Annotated in this window: 24 protein-coding genes; 11 read left to right on the forward strand and 13 right to left on the reverse strand. The window is 66.6% G+C overall.

The features are described 5' to 3' along the window. Positions 1-54 precede the first annotated feature (54 nt). Entirely contained in the window at positions 55-471 is a 417-nt protein-coding gene (locus tag ACWDTI_RS20595; RefSeq protein WP_449739982.1) for a MarR family winged helix-turn-helix transcriptional regulator, read from the forward strand. 341 nt (positions 472-812) lie between these two features. On the opposite strand, the gene ACWDTI_RS20600 is transcribed toward ACWDTI_RS20595, so the two are convergent. From ACWDTI_RS20600 to echA20, 4 genes are all read right to left on the reverse strand, one after another. Beyond that, complete coding sequence (locus ACWDTI_RS20600; protein ID WP_449739983.1) at positions 813-1,943, reverse strand: NAD(P)H-dependent flavin oxidoreductase; 1,131 nt, start codon at positions 1,941-1,943, stop codon at positions 813-815. Beyond that, positions 1,940-2,662, reverse strand: a complete 723-nt coding sequence (locus ACWDTI_RS20605) for a CoA-transferase subunit beta (RefSeq protein WP_449740036.1) — start codon at positions 2,660-2,662, stop codon at positions 1,940-1,942. Before ACWDTI_RS20605 ends, ACWDTI_RS20600 begins: the two co-directional genes overlap by 4 nt. Before the next feature lie 116 nt (positions 2,663-2,778). Further along, on the reverse strand, positions 2,779-3,678 hold the full coding sequence (locus tag ACWDTI_RS20610; protein WP_449739984.1) for a CoA transferase subunit A: 900 nt from the start codon (positions 3,676-3,678) through the stop codon (positions 2,779-2,781). After that, the gene (echA20, locus tag ACWDTI_RS20615) at positions 3,678-4,448 is read right to left on the reverse strand and encodes a (7aS)-7a-methyl-1,5-dioxo-2,3,5,6,7,7a-hexahydro-1H-indene-carboxyl-CoA hydrolase (protein ID WP_449739985.1); all 771 of its coding nucleotides are present in this window, start codon (positions 4,446-4,448) and stop codon (positions 3,678-3,680) included. The genes ACWDTI_RS20610 and echA20 overlap by 1 nt, the downstream gene beginning before the upstream one ends. A gap of 79 nt (positions 4,449-4,527) precedes the next feature. Here echA20 and ACWDTI_RS20620 point away from each other — a divergent pair, with 79 nt between their 5' ends. The 3 genes from ACWDTI_RS20620 to ACWDTI_RS20630 are packed head-to-tail and all read left to right on the forward strand — an operon-like array spanning position 4,528 to position 6,648. Continuing rightward, positions 4,528-5,310, forward strand: a complete 783-nt coding sequence (locus ACWDTI_RS20620) for an SDR family oxidoreductase (RefSeq protein ID WP_449739986.1) — start codon at positions 4,528-4,530, stop codon at positions 5,308-5,310. A gap of 51 nt (positions 5,311-5,361) precedes the next feature. Next, a complete protein-coding gene (locus tag ACWDTI_RS20625; RefSeq protein WP_449739987.1) occupies positions 5,362-6,258 on the forward strand; it encodes an SDR family oxidoreductase in 897 nt (298 codons plus the stop codon). A 6-nt stretch (positions 6,259-6,264) separates the two neighbouring features. Beyond that, complete coding sequence (locus ACWDTI_RS20630; protein ID WP_449739988.1) at positions 6,265-6,648, forward strand: hypothetical protein; 384 nt, start codon at positions 6,265-6,267, stop codon at positions 6,646-6,648. Between the two features lie 3 nt (positions 6,649-6,651). On the opposite strand, the gene ACWDTI_RS20635 is transcribed toward ACWDTI_RS20630, so the two are convergent. Beyond that, positions 6,652-7,308 carry a GNAT family N-acetyltransferase gene (locus ACWDTI_RS20635; RefSeq protein ID WP_449739989.1) on the reverse strand — a complete coding sequence of 219 codons (657 nt, stop codon included), beginning with the start codon at positions 7,306-7,308 and terminating at the stop codon, positions 6,652-6,654. Positions 7,309-7,488: 180 nt separating this feature from the next. On the opposite strand from ACWDTI_RS20635, the gene fadD8 reads away from it, so the two are divergent. Continuing rightward, positions 7,489-9,129, forward strand: coding sequence for a fatty-acid--CoA ligase FadD8 (gene fadD8 / locus ACWDTI_RS20640; protein ID WP_449739990.1), 1,641 nt, complete (start codon positions 7,489-7,491; stop codon positions 9,127-9,129). Positions 9,130-9,179: 50 nt separating this feature from the next. On the opposite strand, the gene ACWDTI_RS20645 is transcribed toward fadD8, so the two are convergent. Both ACWDTI_RS20645 and ACWDTI_RS20650 read right to left on the reverse strand, forming a co-directional pair. Beyond that, entirely contained in the window at positions 9,180-10,436 is a 1,257-nt protein-coding gene (locus tag ACWDTI_RS20645) for a cytochrome P450 (RefSeq protein ID WP_449739991.1), read from the reverse strand. 50 nt (positions 10,437-10,486) lie between these two features. Then, on the reverse strand, positions 10,487-11,743 hold the full coding sequence (locus tag ACWDTI_RS20650) for a cytochrome P450 (RefSeq protein ID WP_449739992.1): 1,257 nt from the start codon (positions 11,741-11,743) through the stop codon (positions 10,487-10,489). 106 nt (positions 11,744-11,849) lie between these two features. On the opposite strand from ACWDTI_RS20650, the gene ACWDTI_RS20655 reads away from it, so the two are divergent. After that, positions 11,850-12,515 carry a TetR/AcrR family transcriptional regulator gene (locus ACWDTI_RS20655; protein ID WP_449739993.1) on the forward strand — a complete coding sequence of 222 codons (666 nt, stop codon included), beginning with the start codon at positions 11,850-11,852 and terminating at the stop codon, positions 12,513-12,515. A 39-nt stretch (positions 12,516-12,554) separates the two neighbouring features. On the opposite strand, the gene ACWDTI_RS20660 is transcribed toward ACWDTI_RS20655, so the two are convergent. Both ACWDTI_RS20660 and ACWDTI_RS20665 read right to left on the reverse strand, forming a co-directional pair. After that, entirely contained in the window at positions 12,555-13,043 is a 489-nt protein-coding gene (locus ACWDTI_RS20660) for a nitroreductase family deazaflavin-dependent oxidoreductase (protein ID WP_449739994.1), read from the reverse strand. Beyond that, positions 13,043-14,206: a steroid 3-ketoacyl-CoA thiolase gene (locus tag ACWDTI_RS20665; RefSeq protein ID WP_449739995.1), complete on the reverse strand. Its 1,164-nt coding sequence runs from the start codon at positions 14,204-14,206 to the stop codon at positions 13,043-13,045. Before ACWDTI_RS20665 ends, ACWDTI_RS20660 begins: the two co-directional genes overlap by 1 nt. Before the next feature lie 337 nt (positions 14,207-14,543). Between ACWDTI_RS20665 and ACWDTI_RS20670 the strand changes: the two genes are divergently transcribed. Both ACWDTI_RS20670 and ACWDTI_RS20675 read left to right on the forward strand, forming a co-directional pair. Continuing rightward, positions 14,544-15,830: a cytochrome P450 gene (locus ACWDTI_RS20670; RefSeq protein ID WP_449739996.1), complete on the forward strand. Its 1,287-nt coding sequence runs from the start codon at positions 14,544-14,546 to the stop codon at positions 15,828-15,830. Next, a complete protein-coding gene (locus tag ACWDTI_RS20675; RefSeq protein ID WP_449739997.1) occupies positions 15,827-16,276 on the forward strand; it encodes a nuclear transport factor 2 family protein in 450 nt (149 codons plus the stop codon). Before ACWDTI_RS20670 ends, ACWDTI_RS20675 begins: the two co-directional genes overlap by 4 nt. Before the next feature lie 210 nt (positions 16,277-16,486). Here the strand turns inward: ACWDTI_RS20675 and ACWDTI_RS20680 are convergent, their stop codons facing one another. From ACWDTI_RS20680 to ACWDTI_RS20690, 3 genes are read right to left on the reverse strand one after another with little or no spacing between them, the layout of a single operon-like run. After that, positions 16,487-17,665: a thiolase domain-containing protein gene (locus ACWDTI_RS20680; RefSeq protein ID WP_449739998.1), complete on the reverse strand. Its 1,179-nt coding sequence runs from the start codon at positions 17,663-17,665 to the stop codon at positions 16,487-16,489. Beyond that, a complete protein-coding gene (locus ACWDTI_RS20685) occupies positions 17,665-18,699 on the reverse strand; it encodes a thiolase domain-containing protein (protein ID WP_449739999.1) in 1,035 nt (344 codons plus the stop codon). Before ACWDTI_RS20685 ends, ACWDTI_RS20680 begins: the two co-directional genes overlap by 1 nt. Before the next feature lie 30 nt (positions 18,700-18,729). Continuing rightward, positions 18,730-19,764, reverse strand: coding sequence for a Zn-ribbon domain-containing OB-fold protein (locus ACWDTI_RS20690; protein ID WP_449740000.1), 1,035 nt, complete (start codon positions 19,762-19,764; stop codon positions 18,730-18,732). 93 nt (positions 19,765-19,857) lie between these two features. Here ACWDTI_RS20690 and ACWDTI_RS20695 point away from each other — a divergent pair, with 93 nt between their 5' ends. The 3 genes from ACWDTI_RS20695 to ACWDTI_RS20705 all read left to right on the forward strand — a co-directional run bounded on the left by ACWDTI_RS20695 (position 19,858) and on the right by ACWDTI_RS20705 (position 23,674). Next, entirely contained in the window at positions 19,858-20,895 is a 1,038-nt protein-coding gene (locus ACWDTI_RS20695) for an LLM class F420-dependent oxidoreductase (protein ID WP_449740001.1), read from the forward strand. 81 nt (positions 20,896-20,976) lie between these two features. Next, complete coding sequence (locus ACWDTI_RS20700) at positions 20,977-22,386, forward strand: cytochrome P450 (protein ID WP_449740002.1); 1,410 nt, start codon at positions 20,977-20,979, stop codon at positions 22,384-22,386. Between the two features lie 82 nt (positions 22,387-22,468). Continuing rightward, entirely contained in the window at positions 22,469-23,674 is a 1,206-nt protein-coding gene (locus ACWDTI_RS20705; RefSeq protein WP_449740003.1) for a cytochrome P450, read from the forward strand. A gap of 38 nt (positions 23,675-23,712) precedes the next feature. Here ACWDTI_RS20705 and ACWDTI_RS20710 read toward each other — a convergent pair whose 3' ends face one another. Further along, the gene (locus ACWDTI_RS20710; protein ID WP_449740004.1) at positions 23,713-24,534 is read right to left on the reverse strand and encodes a crotonase/enoyl-CoA hydratase family protein; all 822 of its coding nucleotides are present in this window, start codon (positions 24,532-24,534) and stop codon (positions 23,713-23,715) included. Between the last annotated feature and the right edge of the window lie 2 nt (positions 24,535-24,536).

Here is a 24,536-nt window from a genome sequence, read left to right on the forward strand (position 1 = left end):
TGTCACGTACTAATATAGTTGGTGGCACGAACTAATTCAAGATAGACTCCGGGCATGGCCAAGACCGACGAACTCACCACCGTGGACGCGATCGTCCAACTCTCGTTCGTGGTGCAGCAGAAGTTGCAGCGTCGCGCGGCGGCGCATGACCTGTCGATGATCCAGATTCGGCTGTTGGGTGTTCTGCGGGATCGACATCCGACAATGAAAGAGCTTGGGGTCCTGCTCGATCTGGACAAATCCAGCATCAGCGGCCTCGTCGACCGCGCCGAGCAGCGCGGGCTGGTCTCGCGTGCGCCCGACGAGGCGGATCGTCGGGCCATGCGGGTGTCGCTGACCCCGCTCGGGCGACGGATCATCGCCGCCGGGAGCGCGGAGGTCAACGCCGACATCGCCGAGTTCCTCGCCCCGCTGTCGCCTGCTCAGCAGCGAACGCTCACCTCGCTGCTGGCGCGTGTGCTCGTCGAGTGACGTAGCGGGATCAGGCCCCTGCGGGAGAGTACCCGGCCGTTGGACATCGACGTCCGTACGCGAGCGATCTCGGTCTCGGTCTCGATGGCCACGGCTCGTTCGTCGCCGCGCTTGCTCGACCCACGGGATGCGGCGCCTCGCTACGCTTGGAGCCTGTTCCGACGAGTTCCTTCTCGTTGATCGAGTAAGCGAGCGAGCTTGCGAGCCCGCGCATCGAGATCTCTTGCTGCGGTGGTCTCGATGCGGCGCCTCGCTGCGCTCGGTGCCTCACTCGACCAGCGAATGGATGACTCTTCCCAGCCCACGCCGGCCGCCTGCGGCGGCCCACGATACTCACTCGATCAGCGGCGGGTGTCCAGCGAACCCAACACCTTCAACCGGGTATGGGCCTGCGTCATGATCGACTGGATCAGCTCGTCGCAGCTGGGCAGGTCGTCGATCATGCCGACCACCTGACCGGAGGCGAGGACGCCGGCGCGGGTGTCGCCCTCGACGAGGCCGGCGCGCAACAACATCGGCGTGTTGCCCGCCATGATCACCTGCTGCCATGTCCGTTCGCCCGATTTGCGCATGGCGCGGCCGTCGCGGAGCATCGTCGTCCACTTCATGCCGGTCAACTGCTTGAACTCGCTGGCATTTCGGGCCGCGGCGACCAGCGCCTTCACCGAACTCCCGCTCTCCAGTGCCTCGACAAGCGGGGTGCGCAGCACTCGGTGGGGCATCCCGTCGACCTTCACCGACACGACGGTGTCGCCGAGACCGCGCTTGAGGTATTCCTGCTTCACCGAATCCGGCACCGCGGAATCCGACGTGAGCAGGAAGCGGGTGCCCATCGCCACGCCCTCCGCGCCATACGCCAGTGCGGCGGCCAGTCCGCGGCCGTCGAAGAATCCGCCTGCCGCCACGACCGGAATGCCGTTGTCACCCAGGGCATCCAGCACCGACGGCAGCAGCAGGGTGGTGGCCACCGGCCCGGTGTGTCCGCCGCCCTCACCGCCCTGGACGATCACCGCGTCGGCGCCCCACGAGGCCACCTTGACCGCGTGCTTGGCCGCGCCGATCGACGGGATCACCACGACGCCATGGTCTTTGAGCTTCGCGATCAGTTCCTTCTTGGGTGCCAAGGCGAACGATGCGACCCGCACGCCCTCGCGGATCAACAGGTCGATCCGCTCCGGCGCATCGCCGGCGTCGGCGCGGATGTTCACGCCGAACGGCTTGTCGGTCAACGATCTCGTCTTCGCCACCGCCGCTTCGAGTTCGCCGTACGTCATCGTCGCCGACGCGAGGATGCCCAGGCCACCGGCATTCGACGTTGCGGAGGTGAGCGACGGTCCGGACACCCAGCCCATGCCGGTCTGCACGATCGGATACTCGATGCCGACGAGTTCGGTGAATCGTGTGGAGAGCCCCGCGGCCCGTGCTGGACTGATGCCGCCCGACGGCTCCGCTCCCGGTGTGGTCGAGGTCATTTCACTTCCCGATTCCGAACGCCCTTGGGGTCGAGCACATCCCGGATGAGGGCGAGCTCGTCGTCGGACGGGGTGCGCGTGGTCGGCGCGTCCGCGAGGCCCGCGATCTCGAAACCGGTGTTCGCGGCGACTTCCTCGGCGGAGACGCCGGGATGCAACGACCGCGCTCGCATGGTGTGGCCGGGTCCGTCGAAGTCGAAGACGCCGAGATTGGTGACCACACGCGGGATGCTCAGATATCTGAAGGCCGGATTGTCGGGGTCGACCTTGTCGTAGCCGACGCCGCAGACGATGTCGACCTTCTCGACGAACACCCGCGACGAGTGCCGTGCGACCCAGTAACTGGTGGCGTGGTTGATGGAGTTGCCGGGAGCCCCACGGGCACCGAACATCTGGCGTGTCGGATGCTGCAACGGCCCGAACGCCGACAGGTTCTGGTTGCCGTATCGGTCGATCTGGTTGGCGCCCATGACGACATGACGACGGCCCGACGCGACGACGTCGAAGACCTTGCCGAACGGCATCCACCCTTCGATGGGGCCGGACTTGCCGATCGGTGGTGCATCGGCCAGGATGAGCGCCTCACCGTCGGTGATCAGCAGATCGGGTTCGGTGGTCAGGCGCGCCAGGCGGGCACCCAGCAACGGGATGGGCGCCATGGGGGAGGCCATGATCTCGCCTGCGCCGGAGAAGATCTCGGCACAGGCGAGTACGCAGATCTCCGCGCGCGTGGCTTCGACAAGCTCAGCCGGCGGGGTGGGCTCAGCCGGCGGGGTGGGCTCAGCCGGCGGGGTGGACTCGGCCGGCGATGGCGATGGGGTGGTCTCGGTGGCGGTCACTGCTTGTCCTCCTGCTCGGCCTGCCATTCGGCGACCGCGCGCTGATAGTCGGCCTCGTCCACCTCGAGGAAGCGTTTCGAGAATGTGGCCCACGTGTCGGGGTCCTTGGCCGAGTCGACATAGAACTGCTGGAATCTCTCGTCGCGTCTGCACTCGCCGGCGAAGGTGAAATGCGCGCCGTTCGGTGTGTGCACGACGCGGTCGACGTTCATCCGGTTGAGCAGTAGTCGTTGGGTGGGAACGGATTTGACCAGCACCTCGGTGGACACCAGTTGGTCGGTTTCCAGGTAGCGTCGTTGCGCCGCGGCGAGGAAGAGGTCGTCCATGTACGGGTCGACGCCGGTGTAGGCTGCATTGCCCCGGGAGTCGGCCAGGTCGAGATGTGCGAACGCCGCGTCGAGCCGCAGCGCGGGCATCGCGATGAGGGTCTCGGACCGGCCGTCGTCGTCGGCATAGGGAGAGGTGACGGTCTTGAGCTCGCCCTCCCAGAAGGCGGGGATGTCGGAGCCGAGGCCCGCGCGGATCGGCAGGAACGGCAGCCGCGCGGCCGCGGCCTGCAACCCGCACTTGACCATGCCCTCGTCCATTTCGCGGGATTCGATGCTGCCGGCGGTGCGGGCGGCGGCGAACCATGGATCGTAGAACGGTGCGGAGTCCAGGGAGACGAAGCCGTAGTAGACGCGTCGGACCTTTCCTGCGGCGCAGAGCATTCCGATGTCGGGACCGCCGTAGGTCACCACCGTCAGATCCTTGACATCGGAGCGGGCGAGAGCGCGCACGAGCGCCATCGGTTTGCGGCGGGAGCCCCAGCCGGCGATGCCGATGGTCATGCCGTCGCGCAGCTCGCCGATGACGTCGTCGAGCGAACTGGTCTTGTCGGTGGGGGTGGGCGTCATCAGCTTCTTCCGTTGGTATTCAATGCTTTTCCAGTGGATACGAACTCGTCGCGGTGCTCGTCGGAGACCCCGGACAGGTTGAGCTCGAACGTGTATCCCTGTTCGAGGCGGTAACTGCTCTTCACATCCACCGGATCGATGTGATTGATGGCCTCTTTCGCGGCCCGGATGACGCGGGTGTCCTTGGCCGCGATCTTCTCGGCCACCTCGCGCGCGGTGTCGAGCAGCTGGTCGCGGCCGACCACCCGATAGACCGACCCGAAATGCTCGAGCTGCTGAGCGGTCACGTTCTGCGCCGTGTAGTACAGCGTGCGCATCATGTGTTGCGGGACAAGTCGGGCGAGGTGGGTGGCGGCACCGAGCGCACCACGATCGACCTCGGGCAGTCCGAAGACCGCATCGTCGGAGGCCACGATGACGTCGGCGTTGCCGACGAGCCCGATGCCTCCGCCCACGCAGAATCCGTTCACGGCGGCGATGACCGGCACCGCGCAGTCGTAGACGGCCGCAAAGGCCGCAGCGCAGCCGTGGTTGGCGCCGATGAGAGCGTCGAAACCCTCCGTGGCCTGCATCTCCTTGATGTCGACGCCGGCGTTGAAGCCGCGGCCCTCGGCACGCAGGATCACCACATGCGTGGTCATGTCCCGGCCTGCCGCGGTGATCGCGTCGGCCAGCTCGAACCATGCGGCCGACGGCAACGCGTTGACCGGGGGATAGTCGACGGTCACGGTGACGATCCCCGTGTCGGTGCGTGAGGTGGTGATCGGCACACCTGCTCCTTCCGTGTCGTGCGGATGGCAGATCCACACGAACCAAGCAAGTGCTTGGTTGTTTGGTAGGGTAGCACTCATGAAGCAACACGTGCAGGCTGCGCTGGACCTGGGCCTGGACAAGAAGGTCGTGCTGGTCACCGGGGGCGCGCGAGGGGTCGGCGCCGGGATCGCGCGGGTTCTGGCCGGTCTGGGCGCGGTTCCGGTGGCGTGTGGTCGCAGCGAGGGTGGCGATCCCGACGTGGAGTTCGTCGCCTGTGACGTCCGGGACCCGGATGCGGTGGACCGGCTCGTCGGCAGGATCGTCGAGACCCACGGGCGACTCGACGGCGTCGTGAACAACGCGGGCGGGTCACCGTTCGCGCTGGCCGCCGACGCGTCGGCACGGTTCGTCGGCAAGATCGTCGACCTCAACCTGCTCGCCCCGCTGAACGTCGCCCGGGCCGCCAATGCCGTGATGCAGCAACAGGAATCGGGAGGTGTGGTGGTCAACGTGTCCAGCGTGAGCGGGCACCGCCCGTCCCCGGGAACCGCGGCCTACGGCGCGGCCAAAGCGGGGTTGGACAGCGCGATGACCTCGTTGGCGATCGAATGGGCGCCGCGCGTGCGGGTCAACTCGGTGGTCTGCGGACCGGTGCTCACCGAACAGTCGCACCTGCATTACGGTGACGACGACGGTATCGCCGCGGTGGGGGCGACCATCCCGATGGGTCGGCTGGCGACCCCGAAGGACGTGGGGAATGCGGTGGCGTTCCTGTTGAGTCCGCTGGCCGGCTACATCACCGGGTCGACGATCACCGTCCATGGGGGCGGCGAACGGCCGGCGTTCCTCGGCGCGGCCACCGCGGACAACCACGTGTGAGTCCGACGCTGTTCACAGACCGGTCGTTTCACCAGACAACGAGGAGAAGTAGTGGCGGACAAGCTGAATGAGGGGCGCGTGGCGATCGTCACCGGCGCCGGACAGGGCATCGGGCGGGCGCACGCGCTGGCCTTTGCGGCCGACGGTGCGAAGGTCGTCGTCAACGACTTCGACGGTGACTCGGCTCGCGCGGTGGCCGACGAGATCACGGCCGAGGGCGGCGCCGCCGTGACCGCGGTCGGCGACGTCGCCGACTGGGATTTCGGTGCGGCACTGGTCGACACCGCGGTCACCGGGTTCGGCGGACTCGACATTCTGGTCAACAACGCGGGTTTCGTGCGCGACCGCATGCTCGTCGCGATGTCCGAAGACGAATGGGATGCGGTGATCCGCGTCCACCTCAAGGGCCACTTCGTGACGTTGCACCACGCGGCCGCCTACTGGCGCGCCCAGGCGAAAGCCGGGAACCAGCGGGCGGCCCGCATCATCAACACGTCGTCGGGGGCCGGCCTGTTCGGTTCGGTCGGACAGGGCAATTACGTTGCGGCCAAAGCGGGTATCACGGCGTTGACCATCCAGGCGGCGGCCGAGCTCGGCGGCTACGGCGTGACCGCCAACGCGATAGCCCCGTCGGCGCGCACACAGATGACGATGGGTGCGGGTGAAGCGATGGCCGCGCAGATGGCCGCGCCCACCGACGGCTCCTTCGACGCGATGGACCCGGCGAACATCTCTCCACTCGTGGTGTGGCTGGGGTCGCCCGAAGCGTCCGATGTCACGGGGCGGGTGTTCGAAGTGGAGGGCGGCCGCGTGACCGTCATCGACGGTTTCCAACGGAGTACCGAGCAGGACAAGGGATCACGCTGGGCACCTGCCGAATTGGGGCCGGTGATGGAAGAGCTCCTGGCCAAGGCCCCGGTCCCGGTGCCGGTCTACGGTGCACGGTAGACAGCGATGACACCAGAGGTCGATCCGGAACGTGCCGCTCAGCGCATCGCCGCCGCCCGGGCCTATGTCGACGCGTTGGTCAGCCATGACCCGTCCCACGTTGCGCTGCACCCGGATTGCACCCGGACCGAACTCGGTTTCAAGACCGGACGAACCGGCCCTCATCTGGAGCGATCGTTGTCGCGCGGACCGCAGTACCGACTGATTCACCGGATCAGCGAGTTCACCGCCGACGTGGACGGGCACACCGTGATGACGAGCTACTGGGTGCATGTTCGGCCGAAAACCCTTGGGCTGGCGGCCGAAGTGCACGAATCGTTCGTCGTCGACGAGGGTAACCGCATCCGCAAGATCGTGGCGAAGTTCGGTTTTCCCCGTCGACGACGGTGACTCTCAGGCGCCCGGCGCCCGCACCACCATCGGTACCCCGGGGAAGTAGGCGGCCATCTCGGACCGCGACTTGCGCAGTGCGGCGGTCCCGTAACCCTTCTTGCGGTGGTCCGGATGCACCCAGATGCGCACGTCGACCTCGCCGTCGACGAGCTCTCCGAACACGAAACCGACCTTGTCACCGCCCCCGACGGCGACCAGCCACACGGCGTCCTCGTTGTCGACTCGCTCGGTCGCCTTCGCGATCTCGTCGGACACCGCGCCGGCCGGAGTGCCGGAACCGTCGCCGGCGACCTTGAGCTCCTCGGTACGCACGGTGAACAGTTCGGCGTCTTCATCGGCGGCGAAGGGGCGCAGATCCAGGGTGTCGCCGCTGCTCGCCGGGCGCTCGGCGAGGGTGAACGTCAGCGCGTTGTTGAGGTCCTCGAGTTCGGCCTGATTCTTGCGGCGCTCGTCCTTGGTGAGCTGATCGAGCTTCATACCCAGTACCGCCTCGGCGCCGAGGTTAGACTTGCCGAGAAGTTCGGCGACGGCCTTGACGGCCTCGTAACGATTCTCGGAGTCGACGATCGCGTCGAGAACCTCGTGTCGACGCTCCATCGCGGTCAGCAGGGCATCGGTGATGTCGCGGCGTGTGGTCGCCAGGTCGAGATCAGTCATGGCACAGATCCTAGTTCAGTGATGGGCGGACCGTGTGGTCGGCGGTCCGGCCGGTGCGTCGGGACTGAAACACGTTCTAGATTGGGAATCCGTTGGCTGTGGGTAGAGAACATGCATGTCAACGCCGTCCTCCTGCTGGAGGCCTTTCGCCAAACCTGCAACACGTCCTAGTCTGGGGTCATGACTGATGCTGTTGACGCGAACCCTGATTTCGACCATCTGCGGGGCGGTACCCACCTCGGTGACCTGCTGGTGGCAGCGCTGCGCCGGCACCACGACAAGAAGGTGCTGTTCCTCGGCGACACCGAACTCACCGGCGGTGAGATGGCCGCGGCCGTCAGCAGGTACCAGCAGGCGTTCGAATCGGTGGGTGCGGGCACGGGTTCGACGGTCGGTCTTCTCGCGCTGAATCGCCCGGAAGTGCTGCTGGTCATCGGTGCCGGACAGACGCAGGGCTGGCGACGGACGGCGCTGCATCCGCTCGGCTCCCTCGACGATCACGCCTACGTCCTGGCCGACGCCGGCGTGACGACCCTCGTCATCGACCCTGTCCCGATGTTCGTCGAGCGGGCGGCCGCGTTGATGGAGCGGGTGGACAGTCTCAAGCAGGTGTTGACCCTCGGGCCGGTGCCGGAACAGCTGGCCGCAAACGGTCGGGACATCATCGCCGAAGCCGACAACTATCGGCCGCGCCCGCTGACCGCCGCCCAGCTCCCGCCCGAACACATCGTGTCGATCACCTACACCGGTGGTACGACCGGAAAACCCAAGGGCGTCATCGGAACCGCGCGGGCAATGTCGACGATGACCCAGATCCAGCTGTCGGAATGGGAGTGGCCCGAGGCGCCGCGATTCCTGATGTGCACGCCGCTGTCGCACGCCGGTGCCGCGTTCTTCGTGCCGACGCTGATCAAGGGCGGCTCGATGGTGGTGCTCGCCAAGTTCGATCCGGCGGAGGTGTTGCGCACCATCGAGGAGCAGAAGATCACCGCCACCATGTTGGTGCCGTCGATGCTGTATGCCCTGCTCGACCATCCCGACTCCCGCACTCGCGACCTCTCGTCACTGGAGACCGTGTATTACGGTGCGTCGGCGATCAATCCGGTACGCCTGGCCGAGGCCATCGAGCGGTTCGGACCGATCTTCGCGCAGTACTACGGGCAGTCCGAGGCGCCGATGGTGATCAGCTACCTCGGCCGCAACGATCATCCGAAGCCGGGTGATGACCCGCGCCGACTGAGCAGTTGCGGTCGTCCGTCGGCGTTCCTGCGGACCGCGCTGCTCGGACCCGACGACAAGCCGGTGGCGCAGGGTGCGCCGGGCGAGATCTGTGTCGCCGGACCGCTGTTGGCGGGCGGGTACTGGGGATTGCCGGAACAGACCGCCGACACCTTCCGCGACGGGTGGCTGCGGACCGGGGATGTGGCACGCGAGGACGAGGACGGGTTCTGGTACATCGTCGACCGGACCAAGGACATGATCGTCACCGGCGGCTTCAACGTGTTCCCACGTGAGGTGGAAGACGTTGTCGCCGAGCATCCTTCGGTCGGCCAGGTGGGGGTGATCGGGGTGCCCGACGAGAAATGGGGTGAGGCGGTCACCGCCGTCGTCGTGCTGCGCGGCGACGCCGACCAGTCCGACGACGCGAAGGCGCAGGTCACGCTGGAGATCCAGGAGACGGTGAAGGCGCGCAAGGGGGCGGTGCAGACGCCGAAGCAGGTGATCTTCGCGGAGTCGTTGCCGCTCACCGCTCTCGGCAAGCCCGACAAGAAGGCCCTGCGTGCGCGGTTCTGGGAGAGCGCGGAGCGTGGGGTGGGGTGAGGGTCGATTGCTCGAGAGGGGTCTCGATGCGGTCGTCGCAAGCTCCTCCCTTACTCGACCAACGACGGGTGGTCTGGGCGGTAGGTGACCTGCAGGTCCTTGACGCCGTTGAGCCAGCCTGACCGAATCCGTTGCGGTTCGGCGACTTTGGAGATATCCGGAACGAGGTCGGCGAGGGTGTTGAACATGATGTTCACCTCGAGGCGGGCGAGGTTGGCGCCGATGCAGAAGTGGGCGCCGTTGCCGCCGAAGGACAGATGAGGATTGGGGTCGCGGCCGATGTCGAAGGCGAACGGGTCGTCGAACACCTCCTCGTCGTAATTGGCTGAGCTGTAGAACAATCCGACACGTTGCCCGGCCCGGATCGGCACGCCGGACACGGCGGTGTCGACCTTGGCGGTGCGCTGGAAGCAGTGCACCGGCGTTGCCCACCGGATGATCTCGTCGACCGCGGTGGCCGGCCGGTCTCGCTTGAACACCGTCCACTGGTCGGGGTGGTCGAGGAAAGCGTTGAGGCCGTGGGAGATCGCGTTGCGGGTGGTTTCGTTGCCGGCGATGACGAGCAGGATCACGAAGAAGCCGAACTCGGCCTCGGTCAGGGCGTGCCCGTCGATGTCGGCCTGCACCAGCACAGTCACGATGTCGTCGCGCGGATTTCGGCGACGGTCTTCGGCCATGGCGTAGGCATAGCCGATCATCTCGACGTGGGCGGTGAACGGATCGAAGGCACTGTCCGGGTCGTCGGGGTTGACCATCGAATCGGCGAGCATGCACAGGCGCTCATGGTCGGCGGCGGGTACGCCGAGGAGGTCGAGGATCGCGCGCAACGGAAGGTGGACCGCGACATCGTCGACGAAGTTGCCGCTGCCGGTGTCGGCGGCCGCCTCGACGATCTCCCGCGCGTGCGCGGCCAGTCGCTCCTGAAGGGCACCCACGGCACGCGGCGTGAACATCCGGGACACGATCTTGCGCATCCGCGTGTGGTCGGGCGGATCCATGTTGAGCAGGAAGTTCCGGCCCGCCTCGACCTGGTCGCGGGTCGCGCCGTCGGGCATCCGCATGACCGCGCCCTTCTCCCGGTTCGACCAGGTCGCGGTGTCCTTGGAGATGGCGCGGATGTCGGCGTGGCGGCTGATCACCCAGAAACCGTCGTCGTCGAAGAATGCCGGCCCGATGGCTTGCGGATTCCACCACACGGGTGCGGTCGCTCGACGTTCGGCGAACTGCGCCAGCGGCAGGCCCTGCTCAAGCAGCGCGGGGTCGGTGAAGTCGATGTCCGCGTGGGGACGGATGGTGGCGCCGGTCATGAGGTCCTCGCAAGCCGCTCTCGTGCATTCGTCACATGACGGTACCCGCGTCAGGTCGTCGGAGAGACCGAATAGCGCACCGGAAGATCCTTGACGCCGTTGAGCCATCCCGAGCGGACACGCTGCATCTCACCCACCCGGCCGATGTCCGGCATGGTGTCGGCGATCGCGTCGAGGATCAGCTTCAGTTCCATCCGGGCGAGGTTGGCCCCGATGCAGAAGTGTGCACCGTTGCCGCCGAAAGACAAGTGTGGATTGGGATTTCGCAGAATGTCGAAGGCGAACGGGTCGTCGAACACGTCTTCGTCGAAATTGGCCGAACCGTAGAACAGCCCCACCCGCTGCCCGGCCTCGATGTCGACGCCACCGACCTGTGTGGCGAGCCGGGCGGTGCGCTGGAATGCGTGCACCGGGGACGCCCAGCGAATGATCTCGTCGACGGTGGTGGCCGGTCGCTCGGTCTTGAACAGCTGCCACTGATCGGGGTTGTCGAAGAAGGCGTTCATGCCGTGGCTCGTCGCGTTGCGGGTCGTCTCGTTGCCGGCGGTGATCAGCAGGATGACGAAGAAGCCGAACTCGATCTCGGTCATCGCGTGGCCGTCGACGTCGGCGTGGATCAGGGTGGTGACGATGTCGTCGGTCGGGTTCTTCCGTCGTTCCTCGGCCATGGCGTACGCGTAGCCGAGCAGCTCTGCGTTGGCGGTGGCCGGATCGATCGACTGATCCGGGTCGTCGTTGTTGGTGATCGCATCGACCAGCTCGTGGATGCGTGCGCGATCGGCTTCGGGTACGCCGATCAGGTCCAGGATCGCTTGCAGCGGAAGGTGGATCGCGACGTCATCGACGAAGTTGCCGGTGCCGGTGGCGGCGGCTTCCTCGACGATCTGTCGGGCATAGCCGTGCAGCCCGTCCTTGAGAGCACCCACCGCCTTCGGCGTGAAGATCCGCGAGACGATCTTGCGCAGGCGGGTGTGTTCCGGCGGGTCGTGATTGATGAGCAGCGCCTTGGTGAACTCGATCTGATCCGGCGTGACGTAGTCGGGCAGGCGGATGATCGCGCCGTTCATGTTGGTCGACCAGACATCGCTCTGCTTCGAGATCTCTCTGACATGTGCGTGCTTCGTGACCGCCCAGTACCCGCCATCGGTGAAGCCCGAGGTGCCGATGGGCTGCGCGTTCCACCAGACGGGGGCGGTCCGTCGCAACTCGGCGAACTCCGAGCGCGGCATGCCGTGTTCGAGCAGGTCCGGATCGGTGAGATCGAGGCTTCCCGGCGCGAACGGGGGGAGGGGTGATGTGGTGGCCATCACTACACCATACATCTGATGACTCAGTGTATGGTCTTTTGCGCGCGAGGCCGGCTGCGTCGGGCGGTAGCGTTCCTGCCATGACCGGGAGATATGGGCTGTCGAGGTGAGGACCCACGGTTGGGGTGGGCGCGTGCCGAACACCGACGACGAGGCCAGGGCGCGCATCCTCGCCGCAACCCGCGACGTCATCGACCGCCGTGGGCCGGCGACGAGTATCGCCGACGTGGCACGGGAGTTGGAGGTGACCCGGCAGACCGTCTACCGCTATTTCCACAGCACCGAAGAGCTGCTTGCGGCGACAGCCGTCGATGCCGTCGGGGCGCTGTTGGACCGGATGTCGGAACGCCTGCGCGGGATCTCCGAGCCCGATGTCGCGGTCGTGGAAGGTCTGGTCGGCGTGCTCGAGGAGTTGGGCCGCGACGACTACGTCGGGCTGCTGCTGCGATCGGATCGGGTGAGCGTGCCGGTGGTCGGCGAGTTCACCTCGAAAACGGCCCGCGACTTCGCCCGATCGATCATCGGCCGGATGGACGTCGATTGGGCGGCCCGCGGATTCGCCGACGACGACCTCGAGGTCGTCGTCGAAATCATCTTGCGCACACTACAATCCATGGTTCTGGACCCGGGAACGCCGCCCCGGACGAGTGACGGACTGCGCGGCTTCCTGAGCATCTGGGTCGGCGCCGCAATCCGTGAGGTGAGCAGTCGCGCCGGTGCGAGTGAAGCTGTGTCGCCCAAACGCGCTCGCAGCGCGGTCATACAACAATAGTTGTCGTATGACCGCGCAACGAGCGCGTTTGGGCCGAACTCACCGGGGTTCGCACACGACCACCGGGATTTCGCGGTCGGTCCACGCGGCATAGGTGTCGTAGTCGGCGTAGAGCTCGACGAGCTCCTCCCAGAGTGCGGCGCGTTCGTCGGCGACGGCGGTGCGGCCGACGAGTTCGTGGTGCTCCCGGCCGACCTGGATCGAAACCTCCGGATTGGCAACGAGGTTGAGGTACCACGCGGGGTTGGACGGCAGGCCTCCCTGGGAAGCGACGACGATGAAACTGTCGCCCTTCCGGAGGTAGTTCAGCGGCGCGGTCCGAGGTTCACCGGTTCTGCGGCCGGTGGTCGTCAGCAGGCACACCGGGACCGGCTTGCGGAATCCGGCGCCGACCCGCCAGGTCCCGCCCAGACGTCCGCCGCTGACCTTGTAGAGCCTCGCGTTCATCCGGGAACCGACCTTGATCATCGACGCGACGAAGGGTGAACCCAGCTGTGTCGGCCGCGTGTTCGGATCGAGCGCCGGCATCAGATGCGCTCGATGATCGTGCCGGTGGCCAGCGCGCCGCCGGCACACATGGTGATCAGCGCGGTCTGCGTGTCGCTGCGCTCGAGTTCGTGCAGGGCGGTGGTGATGAGCCGAGATCCCGTGCTGCCCACCGGATGTCCGAGCGCGATGGCACCGCCGTTCACGTTGACCAGGTCCATGTCGGCCCCGTGTACCTGCGCCCAGCTCAGAACCACCGACGCGAAAGCCTCGTTGATCTCGACGCGATCGATGTCGGACATCGACATTCCGGCCTTCGCGAGCACCCGCTCGGTGGCCTGCACCGGGCCGTCGAGGTGATAGTGCGGCTCGGACCCGATGAGCGCCTGCGCCTTGATACGCGCGCGGGGCGTGAGTCCGAGAGCGCGTGCCTTCGCCTCGTCCATCAACAGGACGGCCGCCGCGCCGTCGGAGATCTGCGACGACGTCCCGGCCGTGTGGATGCCACCGTCGAGGACCGGCTTGAGTGCGGCCAGCGACTCGACGGTGGTGTCGCGCAGTCCCTGGTCGCGACTGACATCGAGCACATTGCCGGTGAGTTCGCCCTCCTTGCTGCGCTCAGGTGCCTTGAACGTCAACACTTCTCGGTCGAATCGGCCCTCGGACCACGCCTGCTTGGCGAGTCGTTGACTGCGTTCCCCGAGCCAGTCCACATCGGCGCGGGTGATGCCGCGTCGTCGGGCGATCCGCTCGGCGGCCTCGAACTGGTTCGGCATGTCGATGCTCCACGAGTCCGCGTGGTACGGGCCGGCCTGCGTGCCGACGTTGGCGCCGAGCGGCACCATCGACATCATCTCGATCCCACAGGCGACACCGACGTCGATGGTGTCGGTGGCGATGAGCCCGGCGATGAGGTGGTTGGCCTGCTGGGCCGATCCGCATTGGCAGTCGATCGTCGTCGCACCGGTCTGCTCGGGGAGGCCAGCCGACAGCCATGCCTTCCGCGTGATGTTGCCGGCCTGTCCGCCCGCCTGGGTGACGCAGCCGCCGATCGCCTGCTCGACGAGAGCCGGGTCTACGCCGGCCTTCTCGAGAAGTCCTTTCTGGGCGATGCCGAGCAGTTCCTCCGGGTGCAACCCCGACAACCACCCCGCCCGCTTGCCGATCGGTGTCCGCACCGCTTCGACGATCACCGGCACACCCATACCCACTCCTTGCTCGATCCGATTCGCGATCTCACTCCAAATTAGAACAAGTTTCAGTCTCGGTCCACGGCCCGGATCGACCCTTCTGTGTGATGCGTCACACAGCGTTCCGGAGGTCGGTCCGCGGCGAGGTGCGCCCGTGTCCGGACGCGCTCTCGACGCCACATCCAGCGATCCTGCGCCGATGTCTCAACGAATGTTGGTAGAGTTTCCGCATGTCGCCGCGGGTGTGGGCGATCAAAACTAGAACAAGTTCTCGTTCGAGACTGTCTTTGCCGTCACAATATGCTTCAATGAGATTGAAACAGGTTCTAATCTCACAGCGAGGTGGTGTGACGTGACCCAGGCTCAGGGTGCGACGGCCAGTGCCAAGGGGGGCGCTGAGGCGGAGTGTTCGTTCATGCAGGAGGAAGGCTGGGACTTCACCAGCCCCGATCTGCTGGAACGAGGCATTCCGGTCAGGGAGTTCGCCGAACTGCGCAAGACGGCTCCCGTCTGGTGGGATGCCCAGCTCCCCGGCAAGGGTGGCGGCTTCCACGACGGCGGCTACTGGGTGATCTCCAAGCATGCGCACATCCGGGAGATCTCCAAGAACAACGACGACTGGTCGACCGCCACCAACGGCGTGATCATGCGGTTCGACGACGAGATGACGCAGGAGCAACTCGACGTCACCAAGGCACTGTTGATCAATCATGACCCGCCGGACCACACCCGCCTGCGCAAGCTGGTCTCGAAGGCCTTCACGCCGCGCGCGGTCCACTCCCTCGAGGAGAAGCTCGACGACGCGGCGCGCACGATCGTGCGGAAGGCGGCCGAGAGCGGCACCGGTGACTTCGTCCACGACGTTGCCGTCGATCTGCCCCTGCTGGCGATCGCGGACCTGCTCGGCGTCCCCGAGGAGGATCGCGGCAAGTTGTTCGACTGGTCGAACAACATGATGAACTACGACGATCCCGAGTTCGGCGAGGATCCGGAGATGGCGTCGGCCGAGATCCTCGGCTACGGCTACAACATGGCCGAGCAGCGCCGGAAGAATCCGGTCGAGGACATCGTCTCCACTCTGGTGAACGCCGACATGGAAGGACAGTCCCTCGACGAGGCCGAGTTCGGATTCTTCTTCATCCTTCTCACCGTTGCCGGCAACGAGACCACCCGCAACGCGATCAGCCACGGGATGAACGCCTTCCTCGAGAACCCCGACCAATGGGAACTGTTCAAGAAGCAGCGCCCGGCCACCGCGGTCGACGAGATCGTCCGCTGGGCCACCCCGGTGAACTGTTTCCAGCGCACCGCCAAGCAGGACACACAGGTGGGCGGCGTCGACATCAAGGAAGGCGAGCGCGTCGGTCTCTTCTACGGCTCGGCGAACTACGACGAGGAAGTATTCGACGACCCGTTCCGGTTCAACATCCTCCGCGACCCCAATCCTCATGTGGGCTTTGGCGGTAACGGTGCACACTTCTGCGTCGGCGCCAACCTGGCCCGTATGGAGATCAATCTGATGTTCAATGCGCTGGCCGATCTCGTCCCGGACATCAGCCGGCTCGAGTCCCCACGCCGCCTGCGGCACGGCTGGATCAACGGCGTCAAGGAACTCCGGGTCGATTACGGGACCAAATGACAACGGCCAGTGAGAAACCGGCATATCTCGACATCGATCGGGAGAATCATCCGGCGGTCGTGGCGGGACGGCGATCGAGGGAACTCGTCGCCGCCCGCGACAAAGCCGCATGGGTGGCGAACTTCGCCGCCGACGGCACCGTCGAGGATCCGGTCGGACCGTCGATGTTCGACCCGGAGGGCAAAGGATTCCGCGGGCACGAGCAGATCGCCGAGTTCTGGGACAAGTCGATAGCCACCACGGAGAGCATCGAATTCGTCTTCGACGACGAGATCATCTGCGGTGACGAGGTCGCCTACGTCGGGAAGATCGTCACCCACATCGCCGGCCACGTCTCCGAGGCGCACGGAGTGTTCACCTACAAGGCGGCACCCGACGGGAAGATGGCTGCGCTGCGCGCCTTCTGGGAAGTCGAGAAGACGATCAACTCGGTCCGTCCGGCCTGAGAACCGCCTCCCGGATTCACCCCGCCTCTTGTTGTCCGCTCTGGTTCCGGCCAATGTGAATGACAGTAGGTGGGGTGAAGGTCGTCGACCCGCCGGGACTGCAAAGGTGGAGTCGTGCGCACTCCCCGAACCGGCCTGACCTTGCGCTCGTACGGCCCAGCCCACCCGCCTGAAGCCCGTTGCCGGGCAACCAGAGCGGGTGGGCGAGCATCAATGGATGGGTTTGTCCGCGCCCACCAGCCACATCGAATAGTACTGGGAGCCGCCGCCGTAGGCGTGGCCCAAGGCCTTTCGCGCGTCCTTCACCTGGTGTGCGCCGGCCTTGCCCATCACCTGGATGGCGGCCTCCGCGAAGCGGATCATGCCCGACGCGCCAATGGGATTCGACGAGAGCACCCCGCCGGAGGCGTTGAGCGGGATGCGGCCACCGATCTCGGTCTCGCCGGCCTCGGTGAGCTTCCACCCTTGCCCCTCGTCGGCAAACCCCAAGCTTTCCAGCCACATCGGCTCGAACCACGAGAACGGGACGTAGATCTCGGCGGCGTCGATCTCCTCGATCGGGTTGTCGATGCCGCCCGCCTTCCACAGTGCTGCTGCGGCATCGCGGCTCGCCTGCGGATTCACCACGTTTCGATGCGCGAAGGACAGCGGTTCGGTGCGCATCGCGGTGGCGTGGATCCATGCGACCGGATCGCCGGCGGCGACGGCCGCGTCGGCCATCTGCTCGTCGCCGATCACCACCGCGCAGGCGCCGTCCGACGACGGGCAGGTTTCGTCGTATCGGATGGGGTCCCAGAGCATCTGGGATTGCAGGACCTTCTCCGTGGTGATGTCGGGCTGCTGCAGGTGGGCCAGCGGGTTGAGCGCGCCGTTGCGTCGGTCTTTGGCGGCCACAATCGCGCCGATGTAGTCGGGGGCGCCGGACTGCCGGATGTAGGCGCGCACGTGTGGGGCGAAGAAGCCGCCGGCACCGGCACCCACCGGTTTGGTGAACGGCACCGGAATCGACAACGCCCACATGGCATTCGACTCCGATTGCTTCTCCCATGCGACGGCGAGCACACGCTGGTGCACGCCGGCGAACACCAACGACGCGGCGACGTTGGCGGTGGATCCGCCGACCGATCCGGCGGTGTGCACGCGGATCAGCCGTTTACCGACGGCGCCGATGGCCTCGGCCATCGACAATTCCGGCATCATCGACCCCTCGAACAGGTCGGGGGCCTTGCCGATGACGATGGCGTCGATGTCGTCGATCGAGACCTTGGCGTCGGCCAGTGCCTTGTCGATGGCCTCGCGGCACATGCCCGCCATGGTGACATCGTGGCGTTTGGCGACGTACTTGGTCTGTCCGGTGCCCAGGACGGCCGCGCGATTGTTGTGTGCCATCAGTTTTCGTCTCCTGCCAGGGTGACCACCATGTTCTGTTGCAGCAGTGGGCCGCTGGTCGCGTGTGCGACGGCGGTGCCCGCGTTGCCGGTGAGGATCTCGTGTGCCGCATAGCCGATCCGCTGCAGGCCGACCGAGAACAGGGAGTTGCCGGTGAGTGCGCCGCCGGAGGGATTGACCCGCACGGAGTCGGGCAGATCGAGCGCCGAACGCACGATCAGTTCCTGATGTGTGTACGGCGCGCAGATCTCGGCGACGTCGACGGCGCGGTTCCGGTCGCCGAAGGCGGTGTCGCCGGCCAGCTTCGTCGACGGTGAGACCGTCAGATCGCGGGCGCCGAAGTTGGGCGTATCGATGCGGTGATCCCAGCCGGTGACGAACGCCGGGTTGGCCACGAGCTCCCGGGCGCGCCGTTCGCTCGTGATGATCACCGCGGCGGCGGCATCGGTGTACGGCGCGACGTCATGCGCGCGAAGCGGATTCGCGACGTAGTCGGCGCCGAGCAGCTTGTCGACCGGGGTTCCCGACGTGCGTGCGGCGACGGCCGCCATGTCGGCCTCGGACCACACTCCGCGGTCGATACCCGCGCGCGCCTGCAGGGCTGCCAGCGACCGGGCGTCCGGCCACAGGGGTGCGACCGTGTACGGGTCGGTCTGCAGGGCGAGGGTCAGATCGGCGTTGCCGGCGGTGGCCTTGCCGAAGCCGTAGGCCAGCGCGAGATCGACCTCGCCGGTGGCGATCTTCACCCACGCCTCGTACAGTGCCCAGGCGCCGTCCATCTCGACGTGCGACTCGTTGATCGGCGGCATCGCACCGATCGAATCGATCGCGGAGATGAAGGAAAATGCGCGTCCGGCAAGGTAATCCGACGATCCGCTGCACCAGAACTCGATGTCGGTGCGGGTGATGCCGAGTTCGGCGTAGAGCTTCGAGAAGCAGGGGATCAGCATTTCGACGCCGTTGGTGGTGCCGTACGTCCCGACGATGTTCGGGCTGTGGGCGAACCCGATGATCGCGATCCGGGGGAGGGTCACTGGTACTCCTTGGTTGAGAATGGCAGCGGATCAGAGGAATTCGCGGTACGACTCGTAGTCGGCGTCGGGCTCGCCGGTCGGCCGGAAATGGCTGATGCTGCCCAGCGACAACTCACGCTCCTCCTCGGGGACCCAGACCGCCTCGACGCGCATGCCCATCCGGACCTCGTCGGCCGGGCAGTCGAGGATGAGATGCAGGAATGGGATGTCGGAGCCGTCGAGTAGCACGTAGGCGGCGACGTACGGCGGCTTGATCCGCTGCCCCTGGAACGGCACGTTCACGATGCAGAACGTCGTCACAATTCCGGTGTCGGGCAATTCGACTCGCTCGACCGATGGGGAGCCGTCGGACGGGCTGACCGCGCGCGGGGGGAAGTAGACACGCCCCGCGTCGACACCCGAACCGATCCGGCAACCATACAATTTGCCGGCCTTGAGGCCCTCGAGATACCACGACTCCTCTTCCGTCGCCGAGTGGATGATCTCCGTGGTGATCGGTGTGGGAATCACCACCTGATCGCCCTCAGGGTTGTCGGCTTCGTTGGCGGGCGCGGATTCCGGGGTGTCGCCGAGTGCGAAGTGGGCGATATCGTCGATGCGTCCGATCCGTGCCGGTCGCCAGACCGCGTGAACCCTTGCACCGGTGGCGATGTCGTCGGGGGAGTCCACCGCGACGGCGTGGAGCATGGCGGTGTCTGCGCCGTCGAGCCTGATCAATGCCCAGGCGAACGGCTCGTCGAGTGGTTGTGGCTCAAGCGGTTCCGGCTGCCACGTCCACGTGACGACGGTCCCGGTGGTTGCGACGTCGACCAGTTCGGTGATCTTCGCGCCGCCGACCGGATCGAACTCCACCGGGGGCACCGACACCGTGCCGTCACCGCTCTTCGACCCGACGATGCGCCCGTCGCGCAGCGCGAGTGCGAACTGGCTGAGCACCGGGCCGAGTGAACGCGTGTAATCGAACGAGTTGCGCAGCGGCGCGGTGAGGATGGTGGACTCGGGTGCGGGTACCTCGGCGACGGGACTGCCCGTCGTCGCGCGGGGCGCAGTTTGGTTGGTGCTCACTCATCGAGTAGAACACGTTCTAGTATTGGGGCACAAGGTGCACGTCACGGGCGTGCAGCCGACATCCTGGTGACAGGTGGGAAAGGGGTGCCGATGAAGTTCGGGTTGCAACTCGGGTACTGGGGTGCGGGGCCGATCGACAACGCGCCGGAACTGATCGCGACCGCCGAGGAGGCGGGCTTCGACGCGGTGTTCACCGCCGAATCCTGGGGTTCGGACACCTACACGCCGCTCGCGTGGTGGGGCGCGTCCACCGAGCGGATCCGGTTGGGGACCGCGGTGTCCCAACTGTCCGCGCGTCCACCGACGTCACTTGCGATGGCCGCCCTGACCCTCGATCATCTGTCCGGCGGACGCCACATCATCGGACTCGGCGTATCCGGGCCGCAGGTCGTCGAAGGGTGGTACGGGCAACCGTTCGGCAAGCCCCTGGCCCGCACCCGCGAATACGTGCAGGTGGTGCGCGACGTGCTGGCCCGCGAAGCGCCGGTCCGCAACGGTGGCCCGCACTATCCGCTGCCCTACCCGGCCGACGCGGACGGATCGACCGGTCTGGGCAAACCGCTCAAACCGATCACCCATCCGCTGCGCGCCGACATCCCCATCTGGCTCGGTGCCGAGGGGCCGCGCAACGTCGCGCAGACCGCGGAGATCGCCGACGGCTGGCTGGCCATCTTCTACAGCCTGCGTCTCGCCGATCACTACGAGCAATGGCTCGCCGACGGATTCGCACGGCCCGGTGCACGGCGGACCCGCGATGAGTTCGAGGTCGCGGCCACGGTGCAGGTGATGATCACCGACGACGTCGCCGCCGCGGTCGAGCGGTACCGGCCGTCGACGGCCCTCTATGTCGGCGGGATGGGCGCCAAGGAGAAGAACTTTCACGCCGAGTTGTACCGCCGCATGGGCTATGGCGACGCCGTCGACGAGGTCGGTGCGTTGTTCCGCGCCGGCCGGAAGGCCGAGGCGGTCGCTGCCGTGCCCGACGAGATGGTGCGCGAGACACTCATCGCGGGCACCGCCGAGCATGTCCGCGCTCAGATCAAGCTGTGGGAAGCCGCGGGAGTGGGCATGCTGATGGTGACCGCCCGAGACGCCGACACCATCCGGGCCCTCGCCGCGCTGACGTGAGCCGGGACCGGAGGGCATGGCATCTCCGGATCGCCCGACCGGCCGATTGACATCGTCATTCGGCTCGCGCATGGTCGAGGAGTGGGCAGGAAACTGAAGAACGACTGGTCGGGGCAGGTGTTTCCACATGCCGGCCGGCGCAAGCCGTTCGTGGGCGATCTGGGTGTGTCGGACCCGCGAAATCCGTTGCTGAGCCTGCTCGAGTGGGGAGCCGACCTCGGACCCATCTTCGAGCTGCAGATCTTTCGGCAGAAGTTCGTGTTCATCTCGGGCGCCGAACTCGCGATGGAACTCTACGACGAGAAGCGCTTCTGCAAGGCGCTGCCGCCGGCGATCACCGCATTGCGGCAGTACGCCGGCGACGGCCTGTTCACCGCCTACAACGACGAGCCGAATTGGCAACTCGCACATGAACTCCTGATGCCTGCGTTCACCAAGTCGGCGATGCAGTCGTATCACCCGATCATGCTCGGCACCGCCGCGGAGTTGTTCGACTACTGGGATCGCCAGACGGGACCGGTGGACGTGACCCGATCGATGACGAAGCTCACCATGGAAACCCTGAGCCGGGCCGCATTCAGTCACGACTTCGGATCCTTCGCCACCGAAGAGCCCCACCCATTCGTCGGAGCGATGGTCCGCGCCTTGGAGACGGGTCGTCGGAAAGGGGCGTTGCAGACCGCTCCCGGCGGCACGCTCGTCGGCCGCTTCATGGACCGGCGCAACGCCGCTCGGCAGGCGTACGTCGACGGCTTGCTCGACGACCTCATCGCCGAACGGACCGGCGACGCCGACCAACACGACCTGCTCGGCATCATGCTCAACGTGTCGCACCCCGAAACCGGGGAACGCCTGTCGCCGTTGAATATCCGCTATCAGATCCTGACGTTCCTCGTCGCGGGTCACGAGACCACCTCCGGCGCGCTGTCGTTCACCCTCTACTACCTGTCGCAGAACCCGGAATGCCTCGCCGCCGCGCAGCGGGAGGCCGACGAGATCCTTGGCGACGACCCGACCGCGACCCCGACCTTCGAACAGGTCGCCAAGTTCCGGTACATCCGTCGCTGCCTCGACGAGGCGTTGCGCATCTGGCCGACCGTGCCGGCGTTCGCGCGCAGCCCCCGGGCAGAGACCACGATCGGCGGCAAATACCCTATGCGGCCGGAGGATTGGGCGGTGGTGGTCTTGGCGCATGTGCACCGTGATCCGGCGATCTGGGCCGACCCGGACGTCTACGACCCCGACCGGTTCCTCCCCACAGAGGTCAAGAAGCGTCCCGCGCACAGCTACAAGCCCTTTGGTACGGGACTGCGTGCGTGCATCGGACGTCAGTTCGCCCTGCACGAATCGGTACTGGTGCTCGCGACGTTGCTGCACCGCTACGACCTGGCCGGCGATCCGGGATACGACCTCGCCGTCGACGAACGACTGACCATGGTGCCGAAGGGATTCGAACTGAACGTGGTGCCGCGGCGAGTGCGTGCATCGTGACCGGGGGAGCCATGAGCGGCCCCACTCCTCTCGGCCGGTGCCCGGTCGAGAGGCCGGTCGATCGCGAAGAGGGAGACGTGTGATGCTCACGGCCCGCGAACTTTTCGCCGACGATGTGCTGCAGGATCCGTATCCGCTGTTCGAGGAACTGCTCGACGCCGGCGCCGTGCATCGCCTCGCCGACCAGGAGCTCTACGTGGTGATCGGTTTCGATGCCATCCGGGAGGTGCTCGCGGACCCCGAAACCTATTCCAGCAATCTGGTGGCGCTCCTGACCGCGGGTGCCGAGTCGGCGGAGCTTCAGGTGGCGGATACCGGGGGTGTGGATGTGCTGGCGACCTCGGACCCGCCGTCGCACACCGCGCACCGCGGCCTGGTCCAGCCACGCTTGCGGCAGCGCGCCGTCAAGCAGTGGGAAGCGTTCGTCGACAGCCTGCTCGAGCAGCGGATCAGACAGCTCGTCGCCGGCGGTGGGGGCGACTGGATGACGTCGGTCGCGACGACCGTGCCGGTGCGCGTCATCGGCCACATCATCGGCCTGCCTGAGCGGGACCTCGACCGCCTGGCCGCCTGGTCCGACGATGCGATCGTGCTGGTGTCCGGCGTGGCCTCACCCGATCGGATCGGCGAGGCGATGACGAAGGTGGTCGAGTTCACCGAGTATCTCGCCGAGCGACTCGACGAAGCGATGCACGCACCGTGCGGCGGTGTGCTCGACACCGTCGCGGACGCGGTGATCGACAAGACGCTCACCCTCGAGCAGGGCACCATGTTCCTGGTCCAGCTGGTGACCGCCGGCGCCGAGTCCACCACGAGTCTGCTCGGCACCGCCGCACGGCTCGTGGCCTCGGATCCGGAACTGCAGCAAGAACTTCGGAACGATCCGGAGCGCATTCCGCTGCTCGTCGAAGAGGCGGTGCGCCTCGAGAGTCCCTTCCGAGGCCATTTCCGCACCACCACACGGGCAACCAGCCTCGACGGTGTCGCGATCGAGGAAGGCGCCCGGCTGATGCTGTTGTGGGGTGCGTCGAATCGCGATCGAGCGATCTTCGACCACCCGGCCGAACTGGACCTGGACAGATCGCAGCCGCGGTTGCATCACGGCTTCGGCCGCGGCATCCACTTCTGCATCGGTGCGCACCTCGCCCGGCTCGAGGCCTGCCGGGCGATCACCCTGCTGCTCGGTGCGACAAGCGAACTCACCGCGGTGGACGATGAGGTCGAATATGTGCCCAGTCTGGTCGTCCGCAGGCTGGCCAGGCTTCGGCTGAGCATGTCCGGGGCATGACCGGGCACACCCGCGACGCCTGCGAGACGGGCGGTCGGCTACTCGCCGGTGAAGACCGGCTTCTGCTTGTCGGCGAACGCCTTGGGGCCGACCTTGGCGTCCTTGCTCTTGAACACCGAGATGCCGAGCTTCGACTCGACCTTGAAGGCGTCGAGTTCGTGCATACCCTCGGTGTCGCGCATGGTCTTGAGGATGGCCTGGACCGCGAGCGGGCCGTTGGCGGCGATGGTGTCGGCGATCTCCAAGGCCTTGTCCAATGCGGAACCGTCCGGCACGACATACCCGATCAGGCCGTATTCCCTCGCTTCCGTGGCGGTGATGTGCCGACCGGTCAGCAGGAGGTCCGCGGCGATCGTGTACGGAATCTGGCGGGGGAGACGAACCGCGCTGCCGCCGAGCGGGAACAGGCCCCAACGTGCTTCGGCGACACCGAATCTGGCGCTCTCGCCGGCCACGCGGATGTCGGTGCCCTGCAGGATCTCGGTACCGCCGGCGATCGCCGGGCCCTCGACGGCGGCGATCAACGGCTTGGTGAGTCGTCGCCCCTTCAGCAGGGCGGGCAGTACGGCCGGATTCCACGTACCCCGATCGACCGTGTCGCCGGGCGCATTCTTGCTCATCGCCTTGAGATCCATGCCCGCACAGAACGCGCCACCGGCGCCGGTGAGTATCGCGACCCGGATATCGGGATCGTCGTCGATGCGATCCCACGCCTCGACCATGATCGCCATCATCTCCGCCGACAGCGCGTTGCGGGCTTCCGGCCGGTTCATCGTCACGATCAGGACGTGGCCACGCTTCTCGACGAGACAGTCGGGCGTCCTGTCGGTGGCGGGCGCGGAGTTGGCAATCGTGGTCATCG

The sequence above is a fragment of the Gordonia sp. NPDC003424 genome (assembly GCF_053588655.1).